We start from the raw sequence: 15043 nt of genomic DNA, 5'->3' as shown, positions 1-15043 counted from the left end.
GCTTGATCCGCTAACCGACACAATACGGCGATCGACTCCAGCCTGTCAGGTTGCCCGTGCTGCCGCTTGTTTATCATCCCGAATACAGCTTTCCCTTTCCCGGCAAACACCGTTTCCCCATGGAGAAATTTGCTCGGCTGCATGGCCATCTGCGCAGCCGGGGTATTGCCCATGGCGATAACGAGTTCCGCCCCGGTCGGGCCAAGGCGACACTGTTAAGTCAGGTTCACTGCCCGCAATACGTATCGGCGATGGTGAACGGCACCGTGGAAGCCAAGGCGTTACGGCGCATGGGGTTGCCCTGGAGCGAAGCCTTGATGAAACGCTCTTGCATTGCCCCCATGGGCACCTTGATGACGGCCCAGCTGGCACTGCAGCAGGGTATTGCCTGCCATCTGGCTGGCGGCACCCATCACGCCCATTACGATTTCGGTTCCGGTTTCTGCATCTTCAATGATCAGGCGTTTGCGGTGCGCCAGTTACTGGACCGGGGCATGGTGAAAAAAGCACTGATGTTTGATTGTGATGTGCATCAGGGCGATGGCACCGCGGCCATGCTGGCTGATGAACCCCGGGCTTTTACCTGCTCCATTCATTGCGAGAAAAACTTTCCGGTGCGCAAGATGAAAAGCGACCTGGATGTGGGGTTGCCGCTGGGTATGACGGATCAGGATTATCTGGATACGGTGTTTGAGACGCTGGATCAATTGCTGGATCTGGTGCAGCCGGATCTGGTTTTTTATGACGCCGGCGTGGATATCTTTCAGCACGATCCATTGGGGCGCCTGCATATTTCCGAGCAGGGTATCGCCGATCGCGACCGGGGCGTCCTTGCCCGTTGCCGTCAGCGTAATGTTCCTGTGGCCACGGTGATCGGGGGCGGCTACGATGATGATCGTGACGCGCTGGCGCAGCGCCATGCAATCGTTGTTGAAGCTGCGTCTGAAGTACATTCCTTTTTGTAGGAGCGTCGCTGGCGGCGCGAAACAGCAGCCGCGAGTTGCGAGAAGCGAGTCTCGAAAAGCAAAGTTTTAAAGAACGGAAATTTCAGATTTTCGCAACTCGCTTCTCGCAACCCGTATTTCGAATTTGCTATTTCGCACTGCCAGCGACGCTCCTGCATAAGAGCCTGGAGGTTATTGCATGTCCAAAGCCTTGTTGATCATGGCCCATGGCAGCCGCAGTGAAACGGCCAACGACGAGTTTCGTGCGCTGGTGGACACCGTGGCGGAATCAGCCCACGCCGCCGGGCAGGAATACGTGGCCGTGTTGCCCTGTTTTCTTGAACTGGCGACCCCTTCATTGATTGAAGCGATTCAACAGCTGGAACATCAGCCGGTGAAAACCGTTCAGCTTTACCCGTTGTTTTTTAACAAGGGTAAACATGTCGGTAAGGATATTCCCGCGCAGATTGAGGAGGCCCGCGAACGTTTCCCGGAGCTGTCCATCGAGCTGCTGGATTATTTCGGCAATGCCGGTGGGCTTGCCTCGTTGATGCTTCAACATATTGGCGAACAGGAATAGTGACCATGGTTGCCAAGGATGGCACGGCGATTGAAATTGAAATAAAAATAGAACAGTTGTTTGCCCGTGAATCACGTCGAGTGTTGGCCACATTGATTCGCCTGCTGGGGGATTTCGACTTGGCAGAAGAAGCGCTACAGGATGCCTTTATCGCCGCGCTTAAACAGTGGCCACATGCGGGTATCCCGGAAAAGCCCCGCGCCTGGCTGGTGTCCACCGGTCGCTTCAAGGCCATCGACCAATTGCGACGGCGGGCCCGCTATAACGAGATTCTTCTGCAGCAGGCGGAGCAACTGGAAGCGCAGGCCACTGTTGCCATGGAGGAAGAGCATGCCGCCATTGAGGATGATCGCCTGCGGTTGATCTTTACCTGTTGTCATCCTAGCCTGGCCCCGGAAGCGCAGGTGGCGCTGACATTACGCGAAGTGTGTGGCCTGACCACGGAAGAAATTGCCAGCGCTTTCCTGCAGAAAACGCCCACCGTGGCGCAACGGATTGTGCGCGCCAAGGGCAAGATCCGTGACGCGCGTATTCCCTACGAAGTGCCGGAGGGCGATGAACTGCTGACGCGCTTGCAAGTGGTGCTGCAAGTGATCTATCTGGTGTTTAACGAAGGCTATCTGTCTGCCTCCGCCGACAGCCCCTTGCGCCATGACCTGAGTGAAGAGGCCATTCGACTGGCCGAGCTTCTCAATACCTTATTGCCGGACCCGCAGCCGGAAGCCATGGGCTTGTTGGCGCTGATGCTGTTGCACCATGCCCGCCGCCACACCCGGCTAGATACGGATGGGGAGCTGGTGCTACTGGAAGATCAGGACCGTAGCCAGTGGGACCAGGAGGAAATTCAGCGGGCCGATTTGCTGATACGTCACGCCTTGCGTACTCAGCGTTTCGGTCCTTATACCCTGCAGGCCGCGATTGCTGCGGTGCATGCTTTGTCGCCGTCCAGCGCAGAGACTGATTGGCATGAAATTGTCGGTTTGTATGACTTGCTCCAGCAGCAGATGCCGACGCCGGTGGTAGCATTGAATCGGGCCGTGGCCCTGGCCATGCGGGATGGCCCGGAAGCGGGTCTGGCTGTGTTGCAGCCGCTGCTGGAGGACAAGGCTCTGCAGCAGTACCACTTGGCCCATGCCGCTGTGGCCGATATGCATCGGCAACTGGGCCGCAAAGACGCCGCTAGGCAGGCCTATCAACGTGCCCTGGCACTGGCAAATCAGCCGGCGGAACAGCGCTTTCTACGCCGGAGATTGGCGGCGTTGTGCTGATTTTTTCAATGCCTTGCTCGCTTTCTGCAGAAAAAAACCAATCCCCTGTCGAAATACCCGATCCCTTTTCGATTCCTTGATACATAAGCGTTTTCAAGGAGAGAACACCATGAACAGTCAGACCGAAACCCAGGCCCATGCCACAATCCGTGAACTGACCTGCCGTTGGTTGGCCGCGATCAAAGCCCAGGATCGGGACGGGGTGTTGTCGCTGTACAGTCCGTCGATCCGTTCCTTTGATGTGATTCTCGCTCAGCAGGTACGTGGTGAGGAAGCCTACCGCCAGCACTGGGATCGTTGCATGGCGCTATGCAATGGCGAGCCGGTTTTTGAAATGTATGACATGGAAGTGAGCGTGGAAGGAGCACTGGCGGTAAGTCATGGGTTGTTTCATTGTGGTTGCGACGATGAGAACGGCGAACTGCAGACCGGCTGGATGCGCGGCACTTTTGTGTGGCAGCAGCAAGGGGGGCAGTGGCGGATTGTGCACGAGCATTTATCCAATGCGTTTGATCCCGCCAGTGGTGAGTTGATCATGGGCTGGCAGCCGGCGCATACGCCGGTGCCGGTAGCCAATACCTGATTCTGGAGTAAGGGGCGCAAAGGGAGAAAAGTGTCATGAATTATTTGTGTTTGGTGTACTACAGCGAAGCCGCCATGCAAGAGCGTGGCGATGACCACTGGCAATCGCTTAACCAAGAATGTCAGACCTATAGCGGAGGGCTGCAAGAATCCGGCGTCATGCTGGATGGCTCCGCCCTGCAGCCGGTGTCGACTGCGACCACGGTGCGCTTGCGCGACGGGCAGGTGAGTGTCACGGATGGCCCTTTTGCAGAAACCAAGGAGCAACTGGCGGGTTTTTACCTGATCGAAGCCAACGACCTGAACGATGCTATCCGCGTGGCGAGCCGTATTCCGCCGGCCCGTTACGGCAGTATTGAGGTGCGACCGGTGCGGGATATCTATGGCGACTCGTCGCAGGCCGTGCCCTACGCGGACGCGGTATCTGAAAGCGAGCAGGTGACGGACTAGCAACCTTGGAAAAACGCCCAGCACTCCCTGGTTCTCTGTGGAAAGAGATGCTTGCATCACGAATCACGGCGGTGTGTGACAACCACAAGAGAAAAGCCGTTTTTCCGGCATTGCCTAATCAAAGGTTTTTGCAAAGACCAATCCGCCCCACAGCACGTTGCGGTCGCCCACGCCGTCTTTCAGTTCTGAGGTGTGGCCGCGCAGCACATAGCTGAGCCGGTAGCCGTTGCTGAACGCATAGGTGTAACCCAGCCAGGCTTCGGCTACGCCATGGTTCACTTCATCGCTGTCGTAGCGCACCTCGCTGTCACGGAACTGGCCTTGCAGAAAGGCATTGTACGCGCGCCCGACCAGGGCGATGCCGCCCCATACGTAGTGCTCGTTATCTTCGCTGGTGGCGGTGGTGTTGTTGCGCTCGCCGTAGCGGGTCAGCTCCGGGTTACTTTGCCACCAGGGGCTGCGCAGGCGCCCGGCGCGGAAGCTTAGGCTCCAGCGTGCTTCGGTGATGTAACCTACAGAGCCTTCCACGGTGCTTTTTATTTCCAGATTGTCGCTGGAAACGGGCAGCGTTTTCTGTCGTGCCACTGCGTAGCGAGCAGTGGGTTCGCCGCCATCACTGATTTGGTGATCCCAGCCTTCCGTCCGCTCGGCGCCAATGACCTTGTGCACGCCATTCTGGATATCGCCGGCCAAACTCAGCCCCAAAGCCCCCAGGGTCAGCGTACTGTGCCAGGCCACCTGCTCCTCGGGATTTACCTGCACTCGGCTGCTGGAGATATACACCATGCTGGCGAAAGGGCGGTCGTTATAGAGTGGTTCAGGTTGGCCTTTTTCCTCTGGTGTAAAGCCGAAAATGCCCGCTTCGAAACTGTGCCCGCGAACCGGATTTTCATTCAGGCGATTCATGCCTAGAGCGTTATCGATCCAGCCTAGTGGGGTGTCCAGTGAGAGTAAAAAATTGCGCGCCTTGGTACCGGTGGCGGCCATGCTGAGGCCGTAGGTGTAATCCTGATCGCGGCTGCCCGGCACCAGCATGTCGTTATCCATGGTCAGCGCCCAGCTTCCGGTTTCGCCTTCCTGTTCGGGTTGAGGGCGAGGTTGGCGTGGGCGCGTTTCGGCGAACCCTGGGCTTTCGGTCCGGGCCAGCGGGGACGGGGTGTCGGACAGCGCCGCGGCGCCGGTCAGCCCGGGGCTCACCAGCATAGTGATCGCCAGTAAGCTGGCGGCCGGAAAACCGGGCGAACGAAAAAGGCCGTCGGCAATGTCTGTCTCTGTCATGGCTCCGTATCCGTCTTTCTCCGGGATCGCGTAAGCGGATCGCCGGGACTGCATTCAGTGACGCGCACGGTAGGCCCGGCACGCGCGTATTGGATATCGCGTTGCTGGGCGGTTGTTGCCTGTTTCTACAGAGCGTTGTTGTTTTGCCAGCGGCAGCGGCGCAGGTAATACGTCGCTGTGTCTTCAATGGGACCAGAATCGTAGATGGCTGTTCGATGAAACAGTGCGATAGAGTTGGCCATTTAATCGAATTTTTCGATTTATTCGGAACAGGCCCTGATTCGCGGATGACACGATTCCCACGCGGGCCGTCTTCTTCGGTCATTGAGCTTGGCGACCGAGACGTCGTAGCCTCGGAGCATATTCATGGGCTGACGCTCAACAGACAATGATGATAAGGAGAGCATGGTGGCAGAGGCATATATCGTAGCGGCGGTGCGTACCGCGGGTGGCAAAAAGAATGGTCGGTTGAGCAAGGTGCACCCGGCGGACATGGGTGGCCGTGTTATTGATGCGGTGGTCGAGCGCACTGGCGTGGCGCCGGAAAAGGTGGATGACGTGATTTTTGGCTGTGTGAGCCAGATCGGTCCGCAGACCTTTAACGTAGCGCGGACCTCCATCATGAGCTCTTGTCTGCCGGAATCCGTACCGGGCGTTACCATCGATCGTCAGTGCGGATCGTCCCAGCAGGCGATCCATTTTGCCGCCCAGGCAGTGATGAGTGGCACCCAGGATCTGGTCATCGCCGGTGGCGTGGAATCCATGAGTCAGGTGCCGATTGGCTCCCCGGTGATGGCGGTGAAGGAAATGGGCAACCCGTTTACCGGTGAAATCAGCAAGCGCTACCCGGGCGAAACGTTCAGCCAGTTCCATGGCGCTGAGCGTATGGCGGAGAAATACGGAGTGAGCAAGGCGGAGCTGGACCAGTTCGCCTACGATTCTCACAAGCGTGGCGCTGCCGCCACCGAAGCAGGCCGTTTCAAGGACGAAATCATTCCGGTGCCGATTACCCTGGAAGATGGCAGCAGCGACGAGCATACCGTGGATGAAGGTATCCGTTGGGAAGCCGAGCTGGATGCGATCAAGGCGCTGCAGCCGTTGCAGGAAGGGGGCCATATCAGCGCCGCCAACGCCAGCCAGATTACCGATGGTGCCTCGGCGGTGATGATTGCCAGCGAGAAAGCCGTTAAAGAACTGGGCCTGACGCCGCTGGCCCGTGTTCACGCTATGGCCGTGGTGGGCTCCGACCCAACCATGGTGCTGGAAGGCCCAATCCCGGCCACTGAGAAAGTGCTCAAGCAGGCCGGTATGACCATGGCGGATATCGACCTGTACGAAGTCAATGAAGCGTTCGGTTCTGTGCCGCTGGCCTGGATGAAGGCGCTGGGCGCAGACTACGAAAAACTGAACGTGAATGGCGGCGCCCAGGCGCTGGGGCACCCGCTGGGGGCCACCGGTTCCAAGCTGATGGGGACGTTGGTGTATGAACTAAAACGCCGTGGTGGCAAGTACGGTTTGCTGGCCATTTGTGAAGGCTTGGGCACCGCCAACGCGACCATCATCGAAGTGCTGTAAATGCTGTCGTTGAAAGTGAAAAGTTGAAAGTGAAAACGCGGCCGGGCGTGTAGCTGGCCATCTGACATTCAGCTTAGTGCCTTGGTGCCTTCGTGTTTTTCAGCTTGAAAAAAAGCCGCCCGGGTTTCCCTGAGCGGCTTTTTTGTGCGCGAGGTTTTATTTGTAGAAGCCATGCTTGCATGGTGAAAGGGCAGTGATGAGTCACGCGTTTCGAGGAGCGAAGTTCAGAACCGCAAGCCCTCTCTTCGGATCTTGGGTTTTGCCTTTCGCAACTCATCACTCGTATCTCGATACCGTTTCCTCGCCAGTGGCAGGAACGCTAGCAGACCACCCTCTATGGTGCGCCGGAGAGCGAATCAGCTGAGCCTTTCTACCAGCCAAACCCCGGCCAGCACCATGATGGCCACCGAGCCCACCGGCACAAAGACACGCTTGTACAGCGTCGTATCCCGCGCCAGATAAGCTAGCGGCACAAACAGCAGCACGATGGCGATCTGACCCAGTTCCACGCCGATATTGAAGCCCAGCAGCGGCAACACAATGCCGTCCCCCATTAGCCCCAGGTCTGCCAGTACCGAGGCAAACCCCAGCCCGTGCACCAGGCCGAATACGAAGGCCATGATCCAGCGTTTCGGGAACAGCCCCGGCAGCAGGTTGGCGGCGGCGCCGAGGGCGACGGTAAGGGCGATGGCCGACTCCACCAGCCAGGCGGGCAGGGTGATGATACCCAGTGTGGCCAGCGCCAGAGTCAGTGAGTGGGTGACAGTAAAGGCGGTGACGATGGCCAGGGTCTGGGTCAGTGCGCCGCCCATGGTGGGCGCCGGTTGCCAGCGGCCGCGCTGCCAGATGAGCACGGCGGGGAACAGCAAGGTCAACAGGAACAGGATGTGGTCGTAGCCAATCAGGATGTGGTGAATGCCCTGATGCACAAACCCCTGAAAGGCATGCCATTGCCCGGTGCGGCTGGTATCGAGCTGGTGGCTGCGTTGATTGTCACTGAAAGTGACCGCCAGTTCGGTGCCGTCGTGGTTGGCCTTGAGCAGGCCATGGTGGCTGGGGTCCCGGTCGAACAGGAAACGATAGCCAACAGCCAGCTGTGTCGGTGCCACGGCGCAGTCGCCCTGGAAATGCAGGGCGGCGTAGGTACCATCCACATGCTCATTGGCCTGTAGGCCCGTGAGCGTGAGCGGGCAGGATTGGCGGGCGTCGCCTTGCCCGGCCTGAACGGTGAGCATCGGCAGAACTTGCTGTGCCAGTTCGGGCTGGCGGCTGCGCAGTTCCCCCCAGGTGATGTCGCCATCGTCGTTGCTGTCCAAATCGACCACCAGTTGCAGGTCGCGCAAGGCAATGTCCCAGCGTCCGTCGATTTGTGGGCTGTCGGAGGTGCTGTTCAGGGTCAGGTAGCTGTCGCTGGGCTTATGGGCAAACGCCGGGGCGCAGGCGAGAAGCAGCATCACTATCAGGCCATGCTTCATGGTTGAACCTCCGACCCGCTCGCTTGGAGAATGGCGTCATGGACGCCGTGACTATCGATGAAATCCCGGACGGTGGCTTGGGCATCGGCGTTGTCGGCGGCCGTGGCCGACGCGAGCAACAGGCGTAGATCGGCCAGTTCCTTTTGCTGCTCCCAGTTTTCCCGGGCTACGGTGAGGGCCTCGTTGGGCGACGGGACGACTTGGAGCAGGTAACGGGCCTGTTCGCGTTGGTGCACGCTGCGGCCGGTTTCTTCAGCCGCTTGCAGGCGTTGTTGGTAGGCCTGTTGCCACTGGCTGGCGTGGGGGTGTTGGCTACGTTGGCCGGCAATGGCCAGACGCAGCAGGGCATTGTCCCGGTCCTGCCAGTTTTTCAGATCATCAATCACGGCGTCGGGCTTTCCTTCCTGTAGCCACAGGTCGCTTTGCAGGTAGCGTAAATAGGCATCCTGGGGAGCGAGGGTCAGGGCTGCATCCAGCGCCTGCTGCGCGCGTTCCGGTTCGCCCTGCTGAATGGCCATTTCGGCGATCAGGATCTGTAACCAGACGGCCTGGGTTGTGTCGCTGACCAGACGGCTGTCGGCCAGTGACTGCAGTGTGGCGTAGGCGTGCTGATGTTGGCCTGTCATGGCCTGCACGCTGGCCTGGCACAACACCACAGTTGTTGGCGGCAGGCTGTTGGCGGCCTGACGACAGGCTTGCCGGGCAGCATCGAACTGGCCTTGTACTCGCTCAATGTTGGCCAGCATCAGCCAACCCTGACCCTGCTTGGGGTGCTGTTCCAGTAAGGCAGTCAGGCGAATTCGGGCCTGGCTGAACTGGTGGCGTTGTTGCTCAATGTCCGCCCATAACAGGTTCACCGCCGGTGACGGTGGCTGGGAAAACGGCGCCAGGGTGCGTTGTGCGTAGCCAAGAAAGCGTGGGTCGCCCTGCTGGCGGCCGTAATCAATCTGGGCGCGGGCCAGGCGTAGTGCATCGGCCTCGTTTTGCGGCGGACTGGAGGGCGTCAGTGCCTGTTGTGATTCTGACAGGGTGGCCAGCACCGTGGCGTTAGTGTCAGGGGTGTAGGGGGCTGCCTGTGCCGTTGCGGCCAGCAGCCCCCCACAGAGAATGAGTAAGGCCGCCGGAAATCGGCGGCCTGTTTGGGGGTTAGTCCAGGACACTGTTATAGGCATCCTCGTTGGTGTCGGTTTGGTTCCGGAAACGCAGGTTGTTCACGGTAACCGGGTCGGTGGTATCGCTGGTGGCGGCCAGCTGGGTTTTCACAAAGGCCGTGTAGTCCACCGTGGCTTGCGCTCTGGGTGGCGGCGGGTCGTTGTCATTGTCACCTCCGCAGGCAACAAGCCCGAGGGTGGCCAGTGAAACTGTGGTTGCCAGTAATAAACGCATGATGTCCTCCTGTAATGGGGCGCGGTTACGGCGCGGCGGCCACGTTATCGGCACCGGGCAGCGGTGTGTTCAGGTACGGGAACATGGTCAGGTAGGCGGCCGGGTCGGGCAGGGCACCGTCATTGACGATGGCGCCGCCGTTGACCTGGCTGTCCTGGGTGCCGCAATTACCGATTTCACCACCGGGATCGGCGCCATTCACGTCCGCCCCGCAGAGGAAACCTTCGGCCGCGGTGAGGGCGATATCCACCACGTCATCGACCGGGCGACGACCGTTGGGGAAACCGGCAAAGTCGCCGCCGGCAACACCGAGGTCCACCTGGGCACCTGCGGCAGTGGCCGGAATACCGGTATTCAGACGCAGCATTTCGCTGGCGGTAACGGTGGGAAGTTGGGTGACACCGGGGACGCCGGTGAGGAATACGGTAACCAGATCGTTACGCGGGGTTTCCGGAGCAGGCACGCTGAATAGCACATTCACCAAGGCCGGCAGGCTGGGGTTGGTCACATAGGTGGCGAACTGGCCATCGTCCTTAGGCTCGCTGGCGTTGAAGCGGTCCTTGTCGGGCAGGCCGATCACCACCTCGTTCACCAGTGGTGAACCGAGACGGGATACCTGGGTATAGGCGCCGCCTTTGACGGCCGGGCCTTTAGCATCGGCACTGGCGGTGACATCGGAACCTTGTGGCGCCGGGTTGATCACGCTGGCTTGGCGGATGCTGGCGGTGGTCCAGCCACCGATGACCGTATTGTCACCGGTCAGGCAGTCCGCCGGCACTTCCAGGGCCAGGCTGGTGACGTTCTTGTCGCCGATGGTGTTGCTGCGCGAATCACGGGCGCCCAGTGGGTTGAGGGCAACCAGATCAAACACTTCGCCCAGGTTCACCACAAAGCCTTCCTGGCGTTGGCCAACGAATACCTTGCCGGGCATGGGGCAGTCCGGAAGGGTGACATCGTAAATAAAGTTGTCGGCATAGGTGGCGTAATCGGCGATGGATTTGGTGCCGATGTTGTCCACTGGTTTGGCAAAGGTGTCTTCGCCGCTGCCGGCATTGGTGATGCTTTGCACGTTACCAGTACGGCGATCGCCGGTGATCATTTTTACGGTGTAACTTTCCAGCACGTTCTGGGCGCTGGTGTCGTTGGCGGTGATGGCGCCGATGTTGATCAGCGGTACCGGCACGTCAGTGCCGCCCACATTGACCGTGGCGTTTTTCCGTTCCGTATTGAATTGGAACTGGAAGGTAATGTCTTCCATGGCGTTGCCGTCATTATCGATATGAATTTCGTAAATGGCGTCATCGTCCAAGGAGAAATAATTGGGACCGCCGTAGGCATCCTGCAGCGGCAGGTAGTTGGCGATCAGGGTCACATACCCATCACGGCCGGACTCATAGCTGTTGAACATGTAGAAGTCCGTGCCATCGACTTTGGGCATGCCGGTAATGAATGGGGCCTCGCGGTGGCTGGATGCCAGCGCAGTGCTGCTGGCCAGTAGCGCGGCTGCGGTGCAGACCGCGGGTAAGAGAACAGGGCGGCGTAACATACGAACACTCCTTTTATTTGTGTTCTCTACGGTACGCAGCAGGGTGATTGCCGGATGCAAAAAATATTTTGTTTTTTTCTGCATCCGTTATGCGATTTTTCACGTATTACTAACAGATAAGCTGTCATTAAGGAGGTCACCTCAACGGCGCGTCCGGAGAACCTCGTTATGGCAGCAAGGGAAGGCATGCTGGTGGATCAGCTGGCAAAAGTGGCGCAGGGAGATCGCGCTGCCTTTGCAGGGCTGTATCAACAAACCAGCCGTGCGGTGTATGGGCAGTGCATGCAATTGCTGCGTGACAATGACGAGGCCAATGACGTGCTGCAGGAAACCTATATACAAGTATGGCATCACGCCGGTGAATACCATGCGGACCGGGGCTCGGTGCTCACCTGGATGATGTCCATCTGTCGCTACCGGGGGCTGGATGCACTGCGTCGGCGGCGTATCGATGTGGAGTTCGATTCGGTGGCGCAGAATCATGCCTGCGACAAGCCGGGGCCCATGCAGAATGCCGGAGACATGGTGGATCGGCAGCGCTTGAGTGACTGCTTGCGCGATCTGGATGAGCGCTACCGGAACAGTATCGAGATGGCCTACTTCCGGGGGTTTACCCATCAGGAGTTGGCCGTTGCCATGGGCCAGCCTCTGGGTACCACGAAAAGCTGGGTGCGCCGCGGGCTCAGCGTATTGCGTCGGTGCCTGGGGCCATGAAGCCGGATAATCACGAGCGTAACCATGCGCTGGCGGCAGAGTATGTGGTGGGGACCTTGCACGGTGCTGCGCGCAGGCGTTTCGAGCGCTGGATGATGGTGTCGCCGAAATTGCGGCGGCAAGTCTGGTTATGGGAGCGGCGTTTACAGCCGTTCAATGAATCGGCGCCCAGCTTGCAGCCGCCGGCGGATGCCTGGGAGGCAGTGGAGCGCCGGCTGTTTCCGTCTTCTGTTACCGCGCCTGAAACCAGTGCCCAAACAGAGCCCTTGTGGCAGTCGGTGCTGCCCTGGCGCTGGACAACGGGCATTGCTGTGCTCGGGTTGATGGCGTTGTTGATCTGGACGCCGGTGCCGCCGGAGGCCACGGTGAGTGGTTTGGTGGGTGTGGTGCAGAGCGCGCAGGCGCAGCCTTTGTGGGTGCTAAACGCGTCCCGGGGAGATCATAGCCTTACGTTGCGCTCGCTGCCGCCCACGTTGCCGGCAAGCCATGATCAGGATTTCGAATTGTGGTTGTTGCCGGAATCCGGAGTGCCGGTGTCGCTGTCGGTGTTGCCGACTCAGGGGGCTGAGTTGCGGATCACGCTGAGCAATGAGCAGGTAACGCAATTGCTGCAATCCCGTTCCCTGGCGATCAGCCTGGAACCCCATGGCGGTTCGCCGACGGGGCAACCTACCGGGCCGGTGGTGTATCAGACCAAGCTAGTGGACTTGTAAGGCCAGTGGCGTGATGGGGTGCTAGCTGGCGAGTTCGCTTTCGGCGGTTTCCAGCGCTTCCATGGCGTCCAGTAGTGCCCCTTCCAGTTCGTCGTGTTGTTTCTTCAGCCGTGCCTGATCACCCAGCAGGCCGTTCATCTCGTCCTTGCGACTGGCGTCGGTGTATAGCGCGTCTTCGCCCAGCCCGTCTTCCACGGTGGCCAGTTTGTCACTGCATTGGGTCAGTTGTTTTTCCAGTGTTTCCACCTGCTTTTTCAGCGGGCGTAACTGTTGGCGCTGTTGGGCTGCTTGCTGTCGGCGGGCCTTGGCATCCTGGCCATCATTGGGGCGCTCTTCTTTTACCGGCTTGCCGTCGCGGCGGTTTTGTTGCAACCAGCGAGCATAGTCGTCCAGGTCGCCATCGAAATGGCTGACGTTCCCATTGGCCACCAGGAAAAAATCATCCACGGTGGTTTCCAGCAGGTGGCGATCGTGGGAGACCAACACCACGGCCCCTTCGAAGGCTTGCAGGGCCAGGGTCAGCGCTTCGCGCATATCCAGGTCCAGGTGGTTGGCGGGTTCATCGAGTAGCAGCAGGGCCGGTTTTTGCTGGACGATCATGGCCAGTGCCAGGCGGGCTTTTTCGCCGCCGGAAAAACGCCCGATGGGGTCGAACACGTCATTGCCCTGGAAGCCGAAACGGCCGAGCTCGCTGCGTAATTGCGATTCGCTCCATTGCGGGTAGAAGCGCGACAGCATCTGATAAGGCGTGTCGTTGGCGTCCAGGCGGTCTACCTGTTGCTGATGAAAGTAGCCAATTTTCAGGTCGTCGTTTTTTTCAAAGTGACCGCCGATGGCGGGTAGCTCCCCCATCAGGGTACGAACCAGTGTGGACTTGCCCGCGCCATTGGGGCCAAGCAGGCCGATGCGGGTTTCCGGGCGCAGGCTGAGTGTTACCTGATCGAGAATCACCGTTTTCTTGCCGTCGTTCTGATAGCCACACTGCACCGCGTCCAGATTCTCCATGGGGTTGGGCAGTTTTTCCGGGGTATGAAAATCAAAGCTAAAGCCGGAATCCACATGGGCGGGGGCGATCAGTTCCAGTTTTTCCAGGGCTTTGACCCGGCTTTGGGCCTGTTTGGCTTTGCTGGCTTTTGCCTTGAAGCGGGTAATGAACTTCTGCAGGTGAGCCACCTGGGTTTGCTGCTTGTCGTGCATCTTCTGCTGCAGGGCCAGCTTCTCGGCGCGCTCGCGCTCAAAGTCGGAGTAGCCACCGGTGTATTGCTTCAGGCTGTTATGTTCGATGTGCAGAATCTGGGTGACGATGGCATCCAGAAAGGCTCGGTCGTGGGAGATCACCAGCAGTGCACCGGGCTGTTGAATCAGATAACTCTGCAGCCAGAGGATGGCATCCAGATCCAGGTGGTTAGTGGGCTCATCGAGAAGCAGCAGATCCGCATCGCTCATCAGCACCTGGGCCAGGTTAAGGCGCATGCGCCAACCGCCGGAAAAGCTGGCTACGGGCTGTTGCTGTTGGGTTTCGCTAAAACCCAGGCCGGCCAGCAGGATGGCCGCGTTGGCCGGTTGCTGCCAGGCGTGTAGAGCGTCCAGCTCGCCGTGGCTCAGGGCGATAGCGTGATTGTCACCGGCCTGTTCAGCCGCGGCCAGTTTACGTTCGGCGGCGCGCAGCCCATGGTGGCCGTCCAGCACATATTCGATGGCGGGCTGATCCAGCGCGGGGACTTCCTGGGCCATCATGGCCAGGCGCCAGTCGGCTGGCAGGTTAAGGTTGCCGCCGTCGCTCTCCAGCTGGCCCATGATAAGCTTGAACAGCGAACTCTTGCCGCTGCCATTGCGGCCCACCAGACCCACGCGCCAGCCTTTGTGTAGCACCAGGTTGGCATCTTCCAGCAGCAGGTCGGGGCCGCGGCGAAGGTTGATATGTTCGAGAGACAGCATGGTGAGCCTATGTTGAAGACAGTGGCCTGCGTGCCGTGACAGACGTGCAGGAAACCGGCGCAGTGTAAGCGATGGCCTGTTTAAGCACCAACCTGCCCGAGGGCGGTGAACCAGGGGATACCCGTGAGTAATACGATAACACCGGACCTGTGGCGTTTTGCGCTGGGCCGTTGGCAGGACAAGGCGTTCGAGAAGGGCTGTCTGCATCTGCAGGATGAATATCAGGTGCCGGTGTCATTGCTGTTGTGTGGTCTGTGGCTGGCGGAGCAGGGTAAACAGCCGGATGCCAGGGTGGGGCGGCGGCTGGCGGAGCTGGCCGGGCAGTTTGAGGCGGATTACCTGCGGCCGCTGCGGGCGGTGCGCCGTCAGGCAAGCCAGGACGACCGGCTCCCCGAGTTCAAACGCCAGATCCAGCAGGTGGAACTGGAAGGCGAACGCTGGCTGCTGACGGCCCTGCCTGGCCTGTGCGATGGCTTGTTACCGGCAGGCAAGCCGGTGGACCCGATGGGCTGGATGTTGGTGCTGGTGCCGGACATGGCCCGCTGTGAAGGATTGCAGGCGTCCCTCAGCCAACTAGTGGCACTGTAGGGTAGG

Annotated in this window: 15 protein-coding genes; 9 read left to right on the top strand and 6 right to left on the bottom strand. The window is 59.5% G+C overall.

Annotated features, from left to right (window positions below; genetic code table 11):
- Positions 1–56 precede the first annotated feature (56 nt).
- The 5 genes from ABNH18_RS15075 to ABNH18_RS15055 all read left to right on the top strand — a co-directional run bounded on the left by ABNH18_RS15075 (position 57) and on the right by ABNH18_RS15055 (position 3824).
- Complete coding sequence (locus ABNH18_RS15075; protein WP_349383628.1) at positions 57–965, top strand: histone deacetylase family protein; 909 nt, start codon at positions 57–59, stop codon at positions 963–965.
- A gap of 178 nt (positions 966–1143) precedes the next feature.
- Positions 1144–1524, top strand: a complete 381-nt coding sequence (locus tag ABNH18_RS15070; RefSeq protein WP_349383627.1) for a sirohydrochlorin chelatase — start codon at positions 1144–1146, stop codon at positions 1522–1524.
- 5 nt (positions 1525–1529) lie between these two features.
- Positions 1530–2792: an RNA polymerase sigma factor gene (locus ABNH18_RS15065; RefSeq protein ID WP_349383626.1), complete on the top strand. Its 1263-nt coding sequence runs from the start codon at positions 1530–1532 to the stop codon at positions 2790–2792.
- 109 nt (positions 2793–2901) lie between these two features.
- A complete protein-coding gene (locus ABNH18_RS15060) occupies positions 2902–3375 on the top strand; it encodes a YybH family protein (protein WP_349383625.1) in 474 nt (157 codons plus the stop codon).
- Between the two features lie 35 nt (positions 3376–3410).
- Entirely contained in the window at positions 3411–3824 is a 414-nt protein-coding gene (locus tag ABNH18_RS15055; RefSeq protein ID WP_349383624.1) for a YciI family protein, read from the top strand.
- 114 nt (positions 3825–3938) lie between these two features.
- Here the strand turns inward: ABNH18_RS15055 and ABNH18_RS15050 are convergent, their stop codons facing one another.
- Positions 3939–5102 carry a lipid A deacylase LpxR family protein gene (locus ABNH18_RS15050; protein WP_349383623.1) on the bottom strand — a complete coding sequence of 388 codons (1164 nt, stop codon included), beginning with the start codon at positions 5100–5102 and terminating at the stop codon, positions 3939–3941.
- Positions 5103–5510: 408 nt separating this feature from the next.
- Here ABNH18_RS15050 and ABNH18_RS15045 point away from each other — a divergent pair, with 408 nt between their 5' ends.
- Positions 5511–6677, top strand: coding sequence for an acetyl-CoA C-acetyltransferase (locus ABNH18_RS15045; protein ID WP_349383622.1), 1167 nt, complete (start codon positions 5511–5513; stop codon positions 6675–6677).
- A gap of 356 nt (positions 6678–7033) precedes the next feature.
- Here the strand turns inward: ABNH18_RS15045 and ABNH18_RS15040 are convergent, their stop codons facing one another.
- Genes ABNH18_RS15040 through ABNH18_RS15025 form a run of 4 tightly spaced genes read right to left on the bottom strand, consistent with a single transcriptional unit; the run spans position 7034 to position 11084 of the window.
- On the bottom strand, positions 7034–8152 hold the full coding sequence (locus ABNH18_RS15040) for a HupE/UreJ family protein (RefSeq protein ID WP_349383621.1): 1119 nt from the start codon (positions 8150–8152) through the stop codon (positions 7034–7036).
- Positions 8149–9312 (bottom strand): tetratricopeptide repeat protein, encoded by a 1164-nt coding sequence (locus ABNH18_RS15035; RefSeq protein WP_349383620.1) that lies wholly within the window; start codon positions 9310–9312, stop codon positions 8149–8151. The genes ABNH18_RS15040 and ABNH18_RS15035 overlap by 4 nt, the downstream gene beginning before the upstream one ends.
- A complete protein-coding gene (locus ABNH18_RS15030) occupies positions 9299–9538 on the bottom strand; it encodes a hypothetical protein (protein ID WP_349383619.1) in 240 nt (79 codons plus the stop codon). The genes ABNH18_RS15035 and ABNH18_RS15030 overlap by 14 nt, the downstream gene beginning before the upstream one ends.
- A gap of 25 nt (positions 9539–9563) precedes the next feature.
- Entirely contained in the window at positions 9564–11084 is a 1521-nt protein-coding gene (locus ABNH18_RS15025; RefSeq protein WP_349383618.1) for a DUF4331 domain-containing protein, read from the bottom strand.
- 168 nt (positions 11085–11252) lie between these two features.
- On the opposite strand from ABNH18_RS15025, the gene ABNH18_RS15020 reads away from it, so the two are divergent.
- Positions 11253–11798: a sigma-70 family RNA polymerase sigma factor gene (locus tag ABNH18_RS15020; RefSeq protein WP_349383617.1), complete on the top strand. Its 546-nt coding sequence runs from the start codon at positions 11253–11255 to the stop codon at positions 11796–11798.
- Positions 11795–12511 (top strand): anti-sigma factor, encoded by a 717-nt coding sequence (locus tag ABNH18_RS15015; protein ID WP_349383616.1) that lies wholly within the window; start codon positions 11795–11797, stop codon positions 12509–12511. Before ABNH18_RS15020 ends, ABNH18_RS15015 begins: the two co-directional genes overlap by 4 nt.
- 21 nt (positions 12512–12532) lie before the next feature.
- Here the strand turns inward: ABNH18_RS15015 and ABNH18_RS15010 are convergent, their stop codons facing one another.
- Positions 12533–14449 carry an ATP-binding cassette domain-containing protein gene (locus tag ABNH18_RS15010; protein ID WP_349383615.1) on the bottom strand — a complete coding sequence of 639 codons (1917 nt, stop codon included), beginning with the start codon at positions 14447–14449 and terminating at the stop codon, positions 12533–12535.
- 123 nt (positions 14450–14572) lie between these two features.
- On the opposite strand from ABNH18_RS15010, the gene ABNH18_RS15005 reads away from it, so the two are divergent.
- A complete protein-coding gene (locus tag ABNH18_RS15005) occupies positions 14573–15037 on the top strand; it encodes a TIGR02444 family protein (protein WP_349383614.1) in 465 nt (154 codons plus the stop codon).
- Positions 15038–15043 lie beyond the last annotated feature (6 nt).

Origin of the sequence: Alcanivorax sp. (genome assembly GCF_040118815.1) — a bacterium.
GTDB lineage: Bacteria > Pseudomonadota > Gammaproteobacteria > Pseudomonadales > Alcanivoracaceae > Alcanivorax.
The sequence above is the reverse complement of the archived record's forward strand: the minus strand, read 5'-3'. Positions and strand labels throughout refer to the sequence as shown.